Raw genomic sequence first — 17263 nt, 5'->3', positions numbered from 1 at the left:
ACTCACCGCTCAGCCGGCCTGCGAAAGTCGTTCTCGACCCAGGTCACCGCGCTGGCACGGTTGAGCTTGAAAGACGGCAGCACGCGGACCTGCGCCAGTTGCTCGCCGCCTTCATCATGGGCGCTAAGCAAGGCATGGGGGTTGTCTTCATCGGGCTCGATATCGAGCGAGACGGTGACTCTGGATGATTTTGCCGTCACCGTGATGCGCTGGTGCAGCGTGGCATGCAGCTGCTGCTCATGCCTGCGGACAAATTCCGAAGCGGTTTTGACCAGCGTGCTGAACGCCGGCCCGTCAAGCGGCTTGGGGTTCTTTTTGTCGCGCCCCATGGTCCAGGGGCCGACCAGCGCTGGCTCCGGCTCGCCATCCTTGATCATGGCGACCGCCCAGCCGTCGTCGTCTTCGTTCTTGAGGACTTGCGCCGTCCATCCATCGCCACGCCACAGGCGGGCCTCTTGTGTTTTGGGGAAATGCGGGGAAGCGGGTTCTGCGGCCAGGTCAGGCGGCAGGATGCGGGAGTCGGTCAATGCTCAGTCACTCAGGTCAAAAGGCAGGCCCATGCCAGCTTGATGAGCGGCACTGTGGGGCGGGGGCCAGATTTTACTGCGCGTCCCAACCGGGCGAGCGCTACGGGGAGAGGCCTCAGCGCAAAGGCCCAGCGCCCCCGTCGGCTCACAGCCCCAAATCGCTCAGACCCGGGTGGTCATCCGGCCGGCGGCCCAACGGCCAATGGAACTTGCGGTCGGCCGGCTTGATGGGCAGGTCGTTGATGCTCGCGTGCCGCACGGCCATCAAGCCATTACCGTCAAACTCCCAGTTCTCATTGCCGTACGAGCGGAACCAGTTGCCTGCGTCGTCATGCCACTCGTAGGCAAAGCGCACCGCAATGCGGTTGCCACCAAAAGTCCATAGTTCCTTGATGAGGCGGTAGTCCAGCTCGCGGGCCCACTTGCGCGACAACAGGCCGACAATTTCTTCCCTGCCGGTGACAAACTCGGCACGGTTGCGCCATTTGCTCTGCGGTGTGTAGGCCAGCGACACCCGCTGCGGATCACGCGAGTTCCAGCCGTCTTCGGCAGCGCGCACTTTCTGCACGGCGGTTTCGAAAGTAAAAGGTGGTAGTGGCGGCCTTGTTTCCATGAGGACTCCTTGAGTTTTTGGACAGTTGGGTAGTTGAATACAGAGTGAATACGCAGAAAGTAGACAGCCTTGTCTACCTGTCAGAATTTTGACACAAGTAGACAGACCTGTCTACAATACCTTCATCGCAATCTGAATGGACGTTTGAATGGATGCTCCAATGGACGCTTCGACCCTGCCCGCGCGTGAACGCATCCTGGTGACCGCGCATGAGCTTTTCTACCGCGACGGCCTGCGCGCCACCGGCATCGACCGCATCATTGCCGAGTCCGGCGTGGCCAAGCTCACCTTTTACCGGCACTTTCCCAGCAAGGACGAGCTGATTCGAACCTTTCTCGATTACCGCCACGAGCGCTGGATGGCATGGTTTGTCGATTCATTGGGGCGCCATGGTGCGACACCGGGCGGCGGGCTGAAGCCGCTCTGGAACGCCATGGCCGAGTGGTTCAATGAACCGGCATTTCGCGGCTGCGCCTTCATCAACGCGGTGGCCGAAGTCGGCAGCACCCTGCCCGGCGTGGTGCAGATTGCGCAGCGCCACAAGCAGGACATGCGGCAGGTGATCGCCGACCTGCTGCCTGACAACCCGAGCCGGAAAGACACAGCCGCAGCCGCAGCGCTGGCCGTTGACGGCGCGATTGTGCGGGCGCAAATGGATGGCAGCGCCCCGGCGCTTGCCGGATTGCGCCAGTTGCTTGATGCGCTGGAGTCAGCCGGCAAAACCTCCCCCAAAAGCTGAACCAACGCGGCAAACCGCGACCCGGCTGCGACATGAGGTCCGTAGCGACGCTCAGGTCCCGCTGCACCCGCTGCCCGCAGCCCGCTGGCGCGGAGCGTGGCGCCACCGATTGCTGCGTGAACCCAATGGCGCTACCATCCCGTTCAAGGACTGGAATCTTTTGACAAAGCAACGTTCAAGCCCAACATATTCAGCGGCATATAGCTATGCTTTTAATAGCAAAACAACACCCGGACAAACACATGCAGCCTCACCTGACCAAGCACCAACCAGAGGTTCGCCATGAGTGAATGGGTTACAAAAATGCTGGCACTTGTTAAAAGCGGCAATACCTCGGCGGCGCTGGCCCAGATCAAGGCCACCACCAGCAGCAAGGATTTACGCCACCTGCATGCGGCACTGGACAAAGCCCAACTGCTGCCGCGCCTGCCGGACCTGGGCACAGCCATTGACGACCAGCTGCAAGCGCTGGCGTCCCCGCGTTTGAGCCGCTCGCCTTAAACAGGCCCCGCTGCGTTCAGTGTTCAAGTCAGGGCGCGAATCTCGAACTGTGCATCGCCCATGTAGCGGTTTGGCCCCAGGGCGGCCGTCATCGCCGCGGATTCGGCGGCCTGCCACTGGCTGAAGATTTCAAGCTCAGCGGGTGTCAGGGCATCTTCCGCCGGTGTCTCGCCATAGGTCGCCACGAGCTTCATGTAGGCGGCATACACGGGCGCGACCAGGCTGGCGTCTCCCAGCGTGGCCTCCAGCGCCTCCTTGAAGCGCCGCTCCGCCGCCTGCAGTTCCTCGTGGGAGGCGTCCTCAAAGGCGTAAAGCTTGAGGGTGTAGCTCAACTGGCATTACTCACTTGTTACTCACTTGTTTTCTTTCGGCATTTCTTTGGCAAGTTCTTTTTCAGCTTCTTTTGCGGTTTCTTTTGCGGACGACTTTGCCCCTGAAGCGCTGCTCTGCGTGATGTCCATGCGCCGGCGCAACCGGGCGGCTTCTTCGAGGTCTCCGCCCTGCTCTGCACGCTGGGCCTGCACGCCCAGCCACGCCAACAGCGGACGCCGCCAGCCCTGGGCCGAGGCGGTGTCGATGGCCTGCCCGATGACGGCCGGGTTGGCCTTGCCGGTTTGCAGCAGCACACCTGCGGCGACCAGTTGCGACAGCGGATCGGCCATGGACTTCAGGGCACCGGCATCGCCCACCGCAGCGGCGCGTTGTGGCGCCGGGAGCAAGGCGACGTTCTGGGGCTGAATTCGCCCGGCCAGGTAATCTGCATAGGCGCGTTGCGGCGCCGGCACATCCTGGCGCAGTTTTTCAAAGCCGGCGCAGGGTTCAAACACGAGGCTGGCCACACGGGTGGCGCAGTGCAGCAGTTCTGCGGTGGCCAGCAGGTCGGCGCGGCCGGTGCGCGCGAGCTGGCTGCGTGCGCGCTCCAGCTCGGCCTGTTCCACACGGGAATTGCCTTCCATATAAGCGGCCACGGAACGCTCCATGGAACCTTTTGCTTCGAGTTGCCAGTCTGGCGGCTTCGGGCCGCTGGCACACGCGCTGAGCAACAAGAGGGCAAGCGCTCCGAAGAGCGCCGTCAATTTCAGGGGGTTGCTCATGGCGATACTCATGGCAGTTTCATCTCCGCATCACGGGCAAACGGCCATTTGCGGTTGATCTCGTTGACCAGGCTGTCCACCTTGCGCAAGCTGACCTCGACATCGGCCCGCAAGGCGCCGAGGTCGGCCGTGGCCTCTTTCGCGTTGGACGTGACGGCCTGCGCGTCTTGCAGCAGGGCATCCACCTTTTTCAGGCTGGTGCGGGCCTCGCCCAGCATGGTGTTGAGTTGAACAATGGTGGCGCGGGTTTCGGGCATCACGCCGTTGGCGCCAAAGACCTGGGTGTCGGTCTTGGCGGCAATGGCGTCGAGCTTGGTCAGCAGCGCGTTGGTGCGGTCCAGCGTAGCGACCAGCTTTTGGGCCTCGGCCTCGCTGCCCAGCATGACGGTCAGCACGCCGCCAGGTCCGTTGAGCCGTTCGGTCAGGATCTGCAGGTTGGCCATGCTGGCGCCCACCGCGCCGGTGCTTCCCGTCAGGGTGTTGAGGTTTTCAATCAGATCCTTGGCAGCGGCAATGACCTTGGGAACTTCCGCGCTGGCGTCACCCTGGAGCACGGTTCGCACTGCGCCATCGGGCAACGGCGGGTCTTTCAGCAGGCCGGTGTAGGCGCGAATGTTGGTGCCGCCCACAATGCCGCGAACCAAGGTAAACACGCTGGTGGTGCGCAGCCAGTGGGCGTCCTTGCTGGCCACATCAACCAGGATACGGGCCTTGCCGTCTTCCGCGAGCTCTATGCGCCGCACGCGGCCGATGGGAAAGCCTGAAAACGTGAGATCCATGCCGACGACGACGCCTTCGGAGTCCTCGGAAATCAACACCAGCCGCTGGGTGCTTTCAAACGCGCCCCGGGCATACATCACATAAAGCGCCGAGCCGCACACCAGCAGCAGCATAAAGATCAGCAGGAGCCGTGCCTTGAACTCCAGGTTGGCCACCTGCGCCGGTGATGGGGCGGACGCGCGCGCCGGCTGGAGCGGGTCCGACGAGCCGGGGTCCGGCGGGGTGGAGGGATCGTGGGGTGAACTCATGGGTATGCGGTTTCCAGGTCAATAGTAGTTGCCGACCAGCGAGGCCACTTCGATCAGCAAAATCACGGCGAACATGCGGACCAGCCCGCGCATCTCGGCGCTGGTGCGTACGCTGGTGCCGGCCATGCCGTACAAGGCCGAGGCCATGGGGATCAGCGACACGGCCAGGCAGAAAAACAGGGTTTTGAGGACGAAGATCAGCGTCACCGCGGGGCTGAACACCTGGCCAAAAAGACGGGTGTAGGCGGCCAGGCCCGACAGGGAAAAGCCATAGGTCGCCAGGTAGGCCACCACCAGCGCCACCACGCTGCTCAGGGCCGCCAGCGTGATGCCTGAAAACATGCCCGCCACCACCCGCGGCAGCACCTCGCGCCGCACCGGCTCGATGCCTTGGCGCCGCATCTCGTCAAGTTCGCCGCTGGCCTGCATCGCCATGAGTTCGGCGCCGTCGGGGATGGTGCAGCGCAGCGCCACAAACAGCGCCGCGGTCAGGGGAATCAGCTCCAGCACCAGCACGCGGATGACGACCTGCAGCGCGTATTGCGACAGGCCGTAGCTCAGCGCCGTGACCAGCACGATGCGCGTGAGCACCACGGTGACCAGCGCGCACAGCACGGTAAACCCCAGCAGGATGGGCGCGGTATTGAGGTAGATGTGGCGCGACAGCACCAGGCGGCTTTCGCGGTTGTAGCTCGAAGGCGACAGCGTCAGCACCAGAATCAGCGCGCCCAGGTGCACCAGGCGCCACCATTCGATCACCCACCGCTGGGCAGCACGGCCTGTTTGCGTGAGTCGACCTTGCCAGGATGCCGTTGAAGCCATTCAACCATGATACCTGTGGGTAAACTTGACGCATGTAGGATGGCGTGCGTTTTCGCGCCTCTCCATCCTCTCCGAACCGCTTCCGTACGCGTCGTCCCTGACCCCTCATCACCGCAAAAAAACCATGGCCATTGACACCTGGACCGCCTATTTCCTCGCCTCCATCCTGATAGCGATTTCACCGGGCTCGGGCGCCGTCCTGGCCATGAGCCACGGCCTGAGCTATGGCGTTAAACGCACGCAGGCCACCATCGCCGGGCTGCAGGCCGGTTTGCTGATGATCCTGGTGGTTGCCGGCGCAGGTGTTGGCTCGCTGCTGCTGGCCTCGGAGCTGGCGTTCAACATTGTCAAAACCCTGGGGGCCGCCTACCTGATGTACATAGGCTGGTCACAGTGGCGTTCACCGGACGCCATCATGACGGATGATGTGGGCGCACCGGCAAACGAAGCGAGCGTTCCGTCATCGCGCAAACGCTGCCTCACAGGCTTGCTGACCAATGCGACCAACCCCAAAGGCATCCTCTTCATGGTGGCCGTGCTGCCTCAGTTCATCAGCCAGGGCCGCCCACTCTGGCTCCAGCTGCTGGTCATTGCCATGACCACGGTGGCGGTGGACACCGTGGTCATGCACGGCTATGCCTTTGCCGCCAGCCGGCTGCAGCCCCTGTTTAAAAATGCCCGCGCCATCAAGGTGCAGAACCGCCTGTTTGGCGGCCTGCTCATGGCGGTAGGTGCGGGCCTGTTTTTCGTCAAGCGTGGCCAGCAGGCTGCGCATTAGGCTTTTCTTTTTTCATTTGCCATTAAAGCGATAGCTGCCTGCATCAGAAAATAAAAAGCTTGGTGAAGGGCTTGGCAAAAACCATACGCATCCACACATAAACACGCGTTCAGACCGGAGCGTCCAGAACCTGCGCCGACACGATGGCGGCCAGTTTGCGCAGAGCCTGATCGGCCTCACTGGAAAACGGAGAGGCGCAACTGATGCGCAGGAAGTGGTCAAAGCGGCTGGAGTTGGAAAACATCGAGCCGGGCGCAACCCGTATGCCCTGCCGGATCGCGGCGTCGAACACGGCCTGCGCGGAGGTGCCGGGCGGCAGCTCCACCCACAACAACATGCTGCCACCGGGTACAGACAGTCGGGTACCCGCCGGGAAGTGCGCCGCAATCGCCTCGGCCATCTGTTCGCGCTGCACATTGAGCAGGTGGCGCAAGCGGACCATGTGACGGTCGTAGGCGCTGGAGGCCATGAACTCAGCCACGGTGATCTGGGCCAGCGCCTCATTGGAGCGGCTCTGCGCGTACTTGAGCATCTGGATGCGGGCCTGCCAGCGACCGCCGGCCATCCAGCCCAGGCGCAGGCCGGGTGCCAAAATCTTGCGCAGCGATGCACAGTAAATCACCGAGCCGCTGCGGTCCCAGGCCTTGGCGGCTTTCAGTGGAATGTCGTCATGGCCCAGCGCGCCGTAGGTGTCGTCTTCAATCAGCGCCACCTGCTGGCGCTCGCACAGGGCCACCAGCTTTTCCTTCTCCGCATCGGGCATCACGCTGCCCAGCGGATTGTGGAAATTGGGCATGACCACCACGGCCCGGATACTGTCATGTGTCTGAAAGGCGAGGTCCAGCGCTTCCACGGAAAGGCCCAGCTTGGGACTGGTGGGAATCTCCAGTGCGCGCAGGCCCAGGCTTTCCAGGACCTGCAGCAAGCCGTAATAGGTCGGGGATTCGACGGCGATGGTATCGCCCGGCTGCGCCACCGCCCGCAGCGCGATGTTGAGCGCTTCAATACAGCCGTGCGTCACCACAATCTCTTCGGCCGACAACTGCATACCTGCGGCCAGCGCGCGCCGGGCCAGCACGGTCTTCAGCGGTGAATCGCCGGGCAGATCCACCGCGCTGACGAGCAGGTGGGGATGCTTGCGCAAGGCCCGGGTGGCCGCGTTCTTCAGAGCCTCGGAGGGATAGACCTCGGGTGGGCCATGTGCGGCGGCCAGGTTGGTGACCAGGGGGTACACATTGCATTTGGCCACATAGTCCGAGACACGGTCATGGATGCCGACATACTGCGCCGGATCCAGCTTGCGGCCGGCCTCGGGCTCACTGGGCGGCTGAATGTCCACGCGGCGCCGCCTGAGAACAAAGTAGCCCGAACGGGGCCGCGCTTCCAGCCAGCCTTCATCTTCCAGCGTATGGCAGGCCTCCACGGCTGTCGACAGGCTGACCTGATGCAACCGGGTCAGGGCCCGAACCGAGGGCATGCGCTGGCCGGGCAGCAACACACCAGACTGGATGGCTTGGCGGTAGTGGCTGGAGAGCCGGAGGTAAAGCGGTTGCGCATCCATAAACTAAATAAAACCGTAAAACCAGATGATCCGTGAAGGGACAGCAGTGACACAGCCACAGATGGGCCGAAATCGAACCATAACAGATGGATAAATAGCCATCTGTACCGATACAGAAAGGCATTGATTGCCTCTGTCGGGAATAAGGCATCGTCACTAACCTAAGGGCTTCCTTTCCTGAATGGAGCTCCCCATGCAAGTTCACCCGAAGCCGCTGCAAGCTCTCCAGCTTGGTGCTGGCGAATCCCTGTTTCTTTGGTCCAAGGCAGGGATCTCCTTGCTCAGCACCTCGGGCAGCCTGGTAGTGATAGGCACGCCGCTCTGGCTGGGCGAGCGGGTCTTTCGCGCCAGGACGCCGCTGGAACCCGGGCAGGTGCACCTTATCGAGCAGGACGGCTGGATCACACTGACGGCCGGCCCGCAAGGGGAAGCCGTTTGCCTGGTGAGCCCGAAAGGCCGCCCATCGCCGATGCGCGCTCTTGGCAAGGCGGGCAAGAAGCTTCTCAGGTGCTTTCCCGGAATCGCCAGGATCGCAGGCACCCGATTTCGCGGCGCCGAGCCTGTTTAACAAAAACCTTAACTGCCTTGCTGGGGTAAATTCACTCCTGCCATCTCTCATTTCCGATTTTTCATTTCCAATTTCTCAACTCTGCGCCCATGACCCCCTCCGCCTGGCTCCTGTTCATCACCATTTCGCTGGTCACTGCCTTCAGCCCCGGGCCGGGCATTTTGCTGGCCGTCTCCAACGCCGTCGCCTGGGGGCCGCGCAAAACGCTGTGCAGCTCTGCCGGCAATGTGCTGGGCGTGTTCGCTGTCTCCGGCGCGGCGATGGCGGGCCTGGGCACCTTGCTGCACACCTCGGCCTGGCTGTTTACGGTACTCAAGACCTTGGGCGCGGTGTACCTGGTCTACCTCGGTTACCGCCAGTGGACGAGCAAAACCTCGATGTTCGACAAGCCTTTGCCCACCGAGGCGCAGCCCGGAAAAACCAATGCCGTCCTGTTCCGGCAGGGCCTGCTGGTGGCGCTGACCAACCCTAAAAGCATCCTGTTCTTCACCGCGCTGTTTCCCCAGTTCATCCATCCGGACACCCCGGTGCTGCCGCAATTCCTCGCGCTGACCAGCGCCTTCACCGCCTGCGTGCTGACATCTCACGTGGCCTACGTGCTGCTGGCGAAGCGCACCCACCGCTGGTTCGCCACGGCCCACCGGGCCCGCCTGTTCAACCGCATCTGCGGCGGCGCCTTCGGCCTGCTGGGCGTCAGCCTGTTGCGGCTGAAGAGCCCCAACTGAATGGCCGCACCGCGCAACGCCACCGGCGACTCGTTTTTTGCCTGGGACGGGGATGTGCTGGTGGTCAACATCCTGGGCAAGCCCGCCGCCAGCCGCGACGCCATTGGCAAGCCCAAAGGCACGCAGCTCAAAGTCAGCGTCACCGCCGCGCCGAAGAGCGGCAAGGCCACCGACCACATGGTGCGCTTCCTGGCGCCGCTGTTCGGTGTGGCGGTGGCCGACATCGAGGTGGTGTTTGGCCAGGAAAACGTCAACAAGCAGCTGCGCATCAAGGCGCCCAAAAAACTGCCCGCGGTGTTCACCGCCAAGTGAAACGCGGGAGTTTTCCCTCCGCCGGGATAGTTTCCCCATCAGTCAAACGCAACCGAACCACTTGCAAAGAAACCCACAGAAAGAACCCACAGTTCATGGAAGACTCACGCGAAACCCGGTTCGCCGCCGCAGCAGCCGCACTCGGCTACAACTTCGACGGTGAAATCAAAATCGGCGGAAATTACGTCCCCGTCGTGCAACACGGCGACCAGGTCTACGTCAGCGGCCAGATCCCGCGCGTCGGAAATACCGTCGTCGTCACGGGCCGCGCCGGAGCGGAAGTTTCAGTTCCTCAGGCCCAGCTGGCGGCCAAAGTCTGTGCCATGCGCGCGCTCGCACTGCTGCGGCAAAGCCTCGGAAGCCTGGAGCGTGTGAAACACATTCTTCGCATGACGGTCTACGTGCAATCGGCTCAAGACTTCACCCAGCAAAGCGAGGTCGCCGACGCCGCGTCAGAGGTGCTCTATGCCGTTCTGGGCCCTGCCGGCGTTCACACGCGCACTTCGGTGGGCGTCGTCCAGCTCCCCAAGAATGCGTCGGTCGAGCTTGATCTCATTGCCGCAGCAGGGTAGCCCGCTCCGCTCGCGTTACCCGCCAGGCAGCAGGCGTATCAGCTTGCCGTTGCGGCTGTCCGTCAGCACATAAAGCAGGCCATCGGGGCCCTGCCTCACATCGCGAATGCGCTCGCCCACCTCGACCAGAAGCTTGCTTTCACGAAGCACCTTGCCCCCGAAAGGCGCCGACAGCTCAATGCGGTCCAGGTAGGCAAACTTGAGCGAGCCTACAAACAGGTTGCCCTGCCAGGCCTTGCCATAACGCTCGCTGGTCAGAAACGCCATGCCCGAAGGCGCAATCGACGGGACCCAGTAATGCAGGGGCGGCTCCATGCCCGCTTTGGCCGTCAGGCCTTCGCCGATCTTGCCGCCGCCATAATTTTCCCCATACGTGATGACCGGCCAGCCGTAATTGGCGCCGGCCCGGGGAAGATTGATTTCATCTCCACCCTGCGGTCCGTGCTCATGCATCCAGAAACTGCCATCGGGTGTGAGCGTGGCACCTTGGGGATTGCGATGGCCATAACTCCAGATTTCCGGCAAGGCCCCGGCCTTTCCGACAAAGGGGTTGTCCGGGGGTACGGAGCCGTCCTTGTTGATGCGGACGATCTTGCCGTGGTGGTTGTCGAGTTTTTGGGCATCTTCCCGGCGCGAAAAACGCTCGCCCAAGGTCAAAAACAGCTTGCCGTCAGGCCGGCCGTTCACGCCGGGGCTGCGGCTTTCGACGATGCGGCAGCCAAAGTGGGCCGAACTGGCGAATTTTGGTTTTTGGCTGAAGATGATCCTGACATCGTCCAGGCGGGCCTGGTCTGCGCTCAGGGTAGCGCGTGCCAGGGCTGTACTGTTGCCGTTGCCCGTGGTGGCCGGCTCGGAAAAACAGAAGTAAAGGCCGCGGTTGTTCGCAAAATCGGCGTCAAGCACCACATCGAGCAAACCGCCCTGCCCGCCCGCGTCGATCCGGGGCAGCCCGGCGAGGGGGGCGCCCAGTCTGCCGTCCGGGTGGACCACCCGCATCCGGCCGGGACGTTCCGTCACCAGAAAACGCCCACCCGGTAGAAAAGCCACACCCCATGGGTGCTCCAGGCCCGCCGCCACGGTTTCCGGGCGAACAGGCTGCGCCTGGTCTTGGGCGCGAGCCGACGGTGCAGGCGTGAAAATTGCTACAAAAATAATAGCTAAAAGTGCCTGTTTCAACCCGGTTAATGCCATATTTTTCTCCATCAATAGCCTTTCCCGGCGTCCATTGTCTGGGTGACGGATGACGGCCTGGAATCAATTTTCACGTGGGCTTCCCGACAGATAATCCCACGGCGGGCCTGTTTTTGCCGCTCGGGCCAGTGAACGCATCGGGCTCCGATGTAGTCGTTTTCGTAAACAAACATAGCACTTTCTCATTAGGAGAGGCTTTATCGTCGTGTTGGGTCGTGTTAAGTCGTTACAAATCAATGGGTTGTAATCGCAATCAAGAAACAACATGAGATTGACGCAGGACCAATCCTTCAAGTAAGCTCCACGCCATGCGAATGTTTGCCCCTGCCCTCGTCATTGCCTCTGCCGCCCTGCTGGCGCTCAGTGCACACGCAGCGCCCGGCAACTCTGCTGATGACATGGACAAGCTGCTGGCCGACAAAGGCCTGCTCACCCGAATTGACCAGGTTCGCCAGAACGTCCGCGACAGGGCGTCCGAGTTGGTCGTCAATGCCATGGGCTTCCTGGGCGTGCCTTACAAACGGGGCGGCAATAACCTTGAAACCGGTTTTGACTGCAGCGGTTTTGTGCGTGCCATTTATGAGCAAAGCGTGGGCCTGTTGCTGCCGCGCAAGGCTGAGCAGCAGGCTGCGGCCACTCAAAGCATTGACAAAAACGACTTGCAGCCCGGCGACCTGGTGTTTTTCAACACCCTGAGGCGCGCGTTCAGCCACGTGGGCATTTACGTTGGCGACGGCAAGTTCATCCACTCCCCCAAACCGGGCGCAGAAGTCCGGGTGGAAAGCATGGGCGTCGACTACTGGGCGCGCCGCTTTGACGGCGCCCGCCGCGTGCAAGGCAGCGCGCCGCCAGGTAACCCGGCTGGCGAATAGGTCCGCGCAGGCAGCATCTGCCTGTGCACCGATCAGTCGGCCTTGACGCCGGCATCTCTGATCACCTTCGCCCATTTGGCCGTTTCGGCCGCAATAAACGCATCAAATTCCTCCGGCGTGCCTCCCGCGGCAAAAGTGCCCATGGCGTCCAGCCGGGCCCGGGTTTCATCGCTGCGAATGATGCGCCCCACTTCTTCCGACATACGCCTGATGATGTCTTTGGGCGTGGCTGCCGGCGCCAGCATGCCGGCCCAGGTGCTGCCGGTAAAGCCGGCAAATCCCTGCTCGATGAAGGTCGGCACGTCGGGTACAGCCGGCAGGCGGCGATCGCTGGACACGCCAATCAACCGGACCTTGCCGGCCTTGCCCTGGTTGATAAGTCCGGTGGCGGCATCAAAAAACAGCTGAATCTGCCCGCCCATCAAATCGGTGAGCGCCGGCACGGCGCCGCGGTAGGGAATGTGCACCATGTAGGTCCCGGTGAGGGACTTGAGCAGCTCGGTGGTCAGGTGCGCGGCCGAGCCATTGCCGGATGAGCCAAAACTGACCTTGCCGGGATGGGCCCGTGCGTAGTCAATCAGCTCTTTCGCGGTTTGGAAAGGTGCGTCGTTGTTGACGGCGGCCAGCAGCGGCGACACGCCCATCAACGAGACGCCGGTTAAATCCTTGCGCGGGTCATACGGCAGTTTGGGGTACAGCGTGGTATTGGCGGCATAGGCCGCGATGACCGCCGCAAACGTACTGCCATCGGCCGGGGCTTTGGCCAGCATGTCCACGCCAATGATGCTGTTGGCGCCGGGCTTGTTGTCCACCGTGACGGTTTGCTGCAGGCGGTTTTGCAGGCCGACCTGGACGATGCGCGCCATCTGGTCGGTGAAGCCGCCGGGCGTGTAAGGCACGATCAGGCGTATCGGCTTGTTCGGCCAGGCAGGCTGGGCCAACAGCGGCACACACACCGCACTGGCACCAGCCGTGATGGCCAGGTTGAAACGGCGGCGTGACAAACGACCCACGAAACGACCAACGGACCGGGCTTCGAACATGGCTTCTCCAGATAAGAACAGCCATTCTCGGCCAGGCAGCCTGCGACAGCCATCGGGTTTGCACCACAAGATCGGATGGCATGACGGCCTGTGCGTGCGACCCGACTCAATCCTTCGGATACAGTCCCAAGGTACGCGCCTGCAGACGCGCCAGGCCCAGCAAGGCGTTGGTGAATGGCGTCGGCACCCCGGCGATCTGGCCCAGCTCTCCCACCGCGCCGACCAAGGCATCGAGTTCGACCGCCCTGCGAGCTTCGACATCTTGCAGCATGGAAGTTTTTATTGCGCCCAGTTTGAGCGTGATCGCATGCCGGTCGGCCGGTTCTTGATCGATGGGCACGCCAAGGCGCGCGCCGATTTCCTTTGCCTCAAGCATCACGCAGGTGACGAATTCGCGCACCAGATCGTCGCTGAGAATGCGATCCGTCGTCGCCCCCGTCAGCGCGCTGACGGGATTCATCGTCATGTTGCCCCAAAGCTTGTACCAGACGTCGCGCTGAATGCGCTCGGACACCGAAGCATCGAAGCCTGCGGCGATCAATTTCGCGCACAGCGATTGCACACGCGCTCCCGACTGGCCTGCCGCATCGCCGAGTATCAAACCATGACCCTGGCGGTGAAGCACGTAGCCGGGTTCCTTGAGCAGGCAACTGGCATGCACGACGCAGCCGACCACCTGCGCAGCCGGAATGGCCGCGGCGATCGCGCCGTCAGGATCGATCGTCTTCAAGCGCTGGCCGGCATTTTTCCCATCTAGCCCGGCACAAAACCACCATGGCACGCCATTCATCGCCGTCAAGACCATCGTGTCCAGTTTCAATAAGGGTGCAATCTGCGTCGCGACGGCCCCCATCGCGGGAGCCTTCACGGCAACGATCACGAGATCCTGCGGCCCGAGATCGGCCGGCGACGCGCTCGCGCGCACGCTGACCGCATGGCTTGCGCCATCTTCGTCGAGCCGGAGCCCATGTTGCTGGATCGCCGCGAGTGTCACGCCGCGCGCCACCACGCTCACCTCGCAACCCGCTTGGGCCAGCTTGACACCAATCCAACCACCGATCGCACCGGCACCATAAATACAAATTTTCATCATTTCATTCCTTGTAAGAGGGATCGATACGATCGATTTGCCGCACCAGGGCGTCGAACATGTCTTGCCCCGCGCCGTGGAGGGGATCGAACTGCAACGCGTCGCGTGTGCAGCTTCGCGCCACCGCGTCGGGGATCAGGCGCGCCGCTCCCATCGAAAGCGTGGCCAGTTGGATTTCGCACGCGCGGTTCAGGGTCCACAAGATCGCGAAGGTCTGCGGCAGCGTCTGCCCCCACGTCAGCAAGCCATGGTTGCGCAGAATCACCGCAGGCCGGTTACCGATGTGTTCCAACAGGCGCGGCCCTTCCTCGGGATGGATCGTAATGCCCTCAAAGTCATGGTAGGCGAGCATGTCGTGCAATTGCGCGCTGTAAAAGTTTGATTGCTGCAGACCCTGCTCAAGGCAGGCGACGGCAACGCCCGCCGTCGTATGCGTATGCATCACACAATGTGCGCCCTGCACGCCGCCATGGATGGCCGCATGCAAGGTAAAGCCGGCAGGATTTACTGGATACGGCGATCCATCCAGAATGTTGCCACGCGAATCGATCTTCACGAGATTGTTGGCGGTGACTTCGCTGTAGTGGAGTCCGAACGGATTGATCAAAAATTGGCGCTCATCTCCACTGACGCTGACCGGCAAGCGCAGGGTGATGTGGTTGTAGATCATCTCGGTCCAGCCGAGCAGCGCAAAGATACGGTAGCAGGCCGCCAGTTGCACCCGGGCTTGCCACTCGTCGTGGTGCATCGCGGGACGATCCTGCGCAGGGGATGGGATTTTTTCAATCATCGACATGATGTCCTTGCCCCGGTTCAAGCCGCGCTGGAGAGCACGCCGGCGATCGCCTTCGTCACCTCGCCGACGTTGCGTTCATTCAATCCCGCGACGCACATGCGCCCGGAACGTAACAGATAGACGGCGTGCTCTTGACGCAACCGTTCAACCTGCGCTTCTGTCAAGCCCGTATAGGTGAACATGCCGCGCTGCGTGAGGTAGCGCGCCCGCAGGAGTTCGTCCGCGTGGCCGCTCAAGCCCTCGTGCATGGCGTGCCGCATCGCGACGATACGCTCGCGCATCACGCCCAATTCCCGCTCCCACGCTGCGCGCAGAGATGGCGTGGCCAGCACGCTGGCGACGATGCGCGCGCCGTGGGTTGGAGGACTGCTGTAGTTGGCGCGCACGGTCGATGTCAGTTGGCCCAATACTTTGCCCGCCTCGTCGGCCGTTTCGCACAGCACGCTGAGCGCGCCACACCGCTCGCCGTAAAGCGAAAAATTCTTGGAGAACGAATTGGCAACCACGAGCGGCACGCCAGCGGACGCGAGCAAGCGGATGCAGGATGCGTCTTCGTCCAGCCCTGCGCCGAATCCCTGATAGGCCATGTCAACGAATGCGATGAGGCGCCGCTGCTGCAACACGGGAATGAGTTCGCCCCATTGCCCATCGTTCAAGTCAACCCCCGTCGGGTTATGACAACATGCGTGCAGCAACACGATGCTTTGCGCTGGCAAGCGCTTGAGCGCATCGAGCATCTCGGCAAAGCGCACGCCTCCCGTGTGCGGATCGTAGTAGGGGTAATTGTTCACGATGAAGCCCGCACCTTCGAACACGACCCGATGGTTTTCCCAACTCGGATCGCTGATCCAGACCTGGGAAGACGGGAAATGGCGTTTCAGAAAATCGGCGCCGATCTTGAGTGCGCCAGATCCCCCTATCGTTTGCAAGGTCGCAATCCGACCGAGCGCCCGCGCCTCGCTGTCGGCGCCAAACACGAGTGCCTGCGCCGCGTCGCGGTAGGCCGCTAGGCCCGCCATCGGCAGATACGGACGCGGACCTATGACCTCAAGCGTTTCCTTTTCCGCGGTGCCGACGGCGCGGATTACCGGCAGCTTGCCTGCATCGTCGAAATAGATGCCAATGCTGAGGTTGACTTTGTTCTCGCGTTGATCGCGCTGGAAATCCTCGTTGAGGCTGAGGATAGGGTCGCCGGCATAGGAGGGAATATGTTCGAACATGGTGACTCTCTTCGTGTGGGCTGGATAAGTTAAAAAATGGGCGAGACAGGTGAGACGACCGGGTCCGCTGCGGGCGGCCATCGGGTTGGGAGTGGCGCGTCGTAAAAAGAGTGTCGATCGGAACGCCACACTGAACAATCAATCGATTTTCCGGCATTCGTAAGTTTTTCTTTACAATACGCCCATGCCTCTGAACCGCGTCACCCTTCGACAATTCGAAGCATTTCTCGCCATCGCCGACCTCCATGGCATCGGCGCGGCGGCGCAACGGCTCGGGCTGACGTCCTCGGCCGTGAGTCAGCTACTGGCTGAACTGGAGTCGGAGCTGGGCTTCCGGCTGTTCGACCGCACGACGCGGCGTGTCAGCCTGTCGAGTGCGGGCAAAGATTTCCTATCTTCGGCCGAATCCGTTTTGCGCCATGTACAAGCGGCCGCTCAATCGGCGGACGATATTCGCAACCGCGCCGCGGGCATCGTGCGCGTGGGCGCGCCGTTGGTGTTGGCCAGCACGGCACTGCCGGCGGCCATCGCTGAATATGCGCGCAAGAAGCCCAAAGTCATCGTGCGGATCTGTGACACACCGGTCGAGCAACTCGTCGCACGCGTCGCAAGTGGCGACGTGGATCTCGCGATTGGCCCGGACCGCCCGACGGGGGACGAGGTTCATTGCGAACAGGTCTATGCGACCCCCTGGGTGTTGTGGTGCGCCCCGACCCATCGGCTCAATCAGCTCAGCCGCGTGCGCTGGCAAGACTTACGCGATGTGCCGCTGGTCACGACCGGGCGTGACCACGAAGGCGGTGTCGCGCAGATGTTCGTCAACCTGCCGGCGGACACGCGCATCATCCCCATCGATGTGGTTGACAACGTCACAACCGCGTTCGGTCTGGCCTCGCATGGACTTGCCGCAACGCTGGCGCCGACCTACGTCGCCCCGCTGGCGGCGACATTTGGCCTCGTCATGCGAAACATAGTCGAGCCAGAGACGATCCGGTATGTCTGCATTTATCGACCCGTCGCGCGCGCGCTGTCTCCACCGGCAGACGGCTTTGCTGAATTCCTGGCGCCGTGCTTGCTGCGTTGGGATCGGGATATGCAGACTCAGTTCCGGCGCAAGCCATGATTCAAGTCGCACACGCGCGTTATTGCCGCACAAAAAAACCGCGCAGTCCTTGCGGAATCTGCGCGGCCAGCTACTGAATTTGTAGCGT

Annotated in this window: 21 protein-coding genes; 9 read left to right on the top strand and 12 right to left on the bottom strand. The window is 62.2% G+C overall.

The window, feature by feature from the left end:
* Positions 1-2: 2 nt before the first annotated feature.
* Entirely contained in the window at positions 3-527 is a 525-nt protein-coding gene (locus AC1DS5_RS09890; protein WP_477718077.1) for a hypothetical protein, read from the bottom strand.
* A gap of 145 nt (positions 528-672) precedes the next feature.
* A complete protein-coding gene (locus tag AC1DS5_RS09885; protein WP_477718076.1) occupies positions 673-1140 on the bottom strand; it encodes a nuclear transport factor 2 family protein in 468 nt (155 codons plus the stop codon).
* 160 nt (positions 1141-1300) lie between these two features.
* On the opposite strand from AC1DS5_RS09885, the gene AC1DS5_RS09880 reads away from it, so the two are divergent.
* On the top strand, positions 1301-1879 hold the full coding sequence (locus AC1DS5_RS09880; RefSeq protein ID WP_477718075.1) for a TetR/AcrR family transcriptional regulator: 579 nt from the start codon (positions 1301-1303) through the stop codon (positions 1877-1879).
* A 282-nt stretch (positions 1880-2161) separates the two neighbouring features.
* Positions 2162-2380, top strand: a complete 219-nt coding sequence (locus AC1DS5_RS09875; protein WP_477718074.1) for a hypothetical protein — start codon at positions 2162-2164, stop codon at positions 2378-2380.
* Positions 2381-2403: 23 nt separating this feature from the next.
* Here AC1DS5_RS09875 and AC1DS5_RS09870 read toward each other — a convergent pair whose 3' ends face one another.
* From AC1DS5_RS09870 to AC1DS5_RS09855, 4 genes are read right to left on the bottom strand one after another with little or no spacing between them, the layout of a single operon-like run.
* Entirely contained in the window at positions 2404-2712 is a 309-nt protein-coding gene (locus AC1DS5_RS09870; protein ID WP_477718073.1) for a hypothetical protein, read from the bottom strand.
* 21 nt (positions 2713-2733) lie between these two features.
* The gene (locus AC1DS5_RS09865) at positions 2734-3486 is read right to left on the bottom strand and encodes a hypothetical protein (RefSeq protein WP_477718072.1); all 753 of its coding nucleotides are present in this window, start codon (positions 3484-3486) and stop codon (positions 2734-2736) included.
* Positions 3483-4502 (bottom strand): MlaD family protein, encoded by a 1020-nt coding sequence (locus tag AC1DS5_RS09860; RefSeq protein ID WP_477718071.1) that lies wholly within the window; start codon positions 4500-4502, stop codon positions 3483-3485. The genes AC1DS5_RS09865 and AC1DS5_RS09860 overlap by 4 nt, the downstream gene beginning before the upstream one ends.
* An 18-nt stretch (positions 4503-4520) precedes the next feature.
* The gene (locus AC1DS5_RS09855; RefSeq protein WP_477718070.1) at positions 4521-5324 is read right to left on the bottom strand and encodes an MlaE family ABC transporter permease; all 804 of its coding nucleotides are present in this window, start codon (positions 5322-5324) and stop codon (positions 4521-4523) included.
* 124 nt (positions 5325-5448) lie between these two features.
* Between AC1DS5_RS09855 and AC1DS5_RS09850 the strand changes: the two genes are divergently transcribed.
* Positions 5449-6102, top strand: a complete 654-nt coding sequence (locus AC1DS5_RS09850; RefSeq protein WP_477718069.1) for a LysE family transporter — start codon at positions 5449-5451, stop codon at positions 6100-6102.
* Positions 6103-6211: 109 nt separating this feature from the next.
* On the opposite strand, the gene AC1DS5_RS09845 is transcribed toward AC1DS5_RS09850, so the two are convergent.
* Positions 6212-7663, bottom strand: a complete 1452-nt coding sequence (locus AC1DS5_RS09845; RefSeq protein ID WP_477718068.1) for an aminotransferase-like domain-containing protein — start codon at positions 7661-7663, stop codon at positions 6212-6214.
* Positions 7664-7856: 193 nt separating this feature from the next.
* On the opposite strand from AC1DS5_RS09845, the gene AC1DS5_RS09840 reads away from it, so the two are divergent.
* The 4 genes from AC1DS5_RS09840 (at position 7857) to AC1DS5_RS09825 (ending at position 9840) form a co-directional block, all read left to right on the top strand.
* Positions 7857-8231, top strand: a complete 375-nt coding sequence (locus AC1DS5_RS09840) for a hypothetical protein (protein ID WP_477718067.1) — start codon at positions 7857-7859, stop codon at positions 8229-8231.
* A gap of 89 nt (positions 8232-8320) precedes the next feature.
* Positions 8321-8956 carry a LysE family translocator gene (locus tag AC1DS5_RS09835; protein ID WP_477718066.1) on the top strand — a complete coding sequence of 212 codons (636 nt, stop codon included), beginning with the start codon at positions 8321-8323 and terminating at the stop codon, positions 8954-8956.
* Positions 8957-9268 (top strand): DUF167 domain-containing protein, encoded by a 312-nt coding sequence (locus AC1DS5_RS09830; protein WP_477718065.1) that lies wholly within the window; start codon positions 8957-8959, stop codon positions 9266-9268.
* Between the two features lie 95 nt (positions 9269-9363).
* Positions 9364-9840, top strand: coding sequence for a RidA family protein (locus AC1DS5_RS09825; RefSeq protein ID WP_477718064.1), 477 nt, complete (start codon positions 9364-9366; stop codon positions 9838-9840).
* A 15-nt stretch (positions 9841-9855) separates the two neighbouring features.
* Here the strand turns inward: AC1DS5_RS09825 and AC1DS5_RS09820 are convergent, their stop codons facing one another.
* Entirely contained in the window at positions 9856-11043 is a 1188-nt protein-coding gene (locus AC1DS5_RS09820; RefSeq protein WP_477718063.1) for a PQQ-dependent sugar dehydrogenase, read from the bottom strand.
* A gap of 296 nt (positions 11044-11339) precedes the next feature.
* On the opposite strand from AC1DS5_RS09820, the gene AC1DS5_RS09815 reads away from it, so the two are divergent.
* Positions 11340-11903, top strand: a complete 564-nt coding sequence (locus AC1DS5_RS09815; protein WP_477718062.1) for a C40 family peptidase — start codon at positions 11340-11342, stop codon at positions 11901-11903.
* Positions 11904-11935: 32 nt separating this feature from the next.
* On the opposite strand, the gene AC1DS5_RS09810 is transcribed toward AC1DS5_RS09815, so the two are convergent.
* From AC1DS5_RS09810 to AC1DS5_RS09795, 4 genes are all read right to left on the bottom strand, one after another.
* On the bottom strand, positions 11936-12946 hold the full coding sequence (locus AC1DS5_RS09810) for a tripartite tricarboxylate transporter substrate binding protein (protein WP_477718061.1): 1011 nt from the start codon (positions 12944-12946) through the stop codon (positions 11936-11938).
* 106 nt (positions 12947-13052) lie between these two features.
* Positions 13053-14036, bottom strand: coding sequence for a 2-dehydropantoate 2-reductase (locus AC1DS5_RS09805; RefSeq protein WP_477718214.1), 984 nt, complete (start codon positions 14034-14036; stop codon positions 13053-13055).
* Between the two features lie 4 nt (positions 14037-14040).
* On the bottom strand, positions 14041-14832 hold the full coding sequence (locus tag AC1DS5_RS09800; RefSeq protein WP_477718060.1) for a class II aldolase/adducin family protein: 792 nt from the start codon (positions 14830-14832) through the stop codon (positions 14041-14043).
* A gap of 17 nt (positions 14833-14849) precedes the next feature.
* Positions 14850-16052, bottom strand: a complete 1203-nt coding sequence (locus AC1DS5_RS09795; protein WP_477718059.1) for an amino acid aminotransferase — start codon at positions 16050-16052, stop codon at positions 14850-14852.
* Positions 16053-16236: 184 nt separating this feature from the next.
* Here AC1DS5_RS09795 and AC1DS5_RS09790 point away from each other — a divergent pair, with 184 nt between their 5' ends.
* Positions 16237-17175, top strand: a complete 939-nt coding sequence (locus AC1DS5_RS09790; RefSeq protein ID WP_477718058.1) for a LysR family transcriptional regulator — start codon at positions 16237-16239, stop codon at positions 17173-17175.
* Positions 17176-17263: the final 88 nt, after the last annotated feature.

The organism is Polaromonas sp. P4_H1, assembly GCF_056400945.1.
The sequence above is the reverse complement of the archived record's forward strand: the minus strand, read 5'-3'. Positions and strand labels throughout refer to the sequence as shown.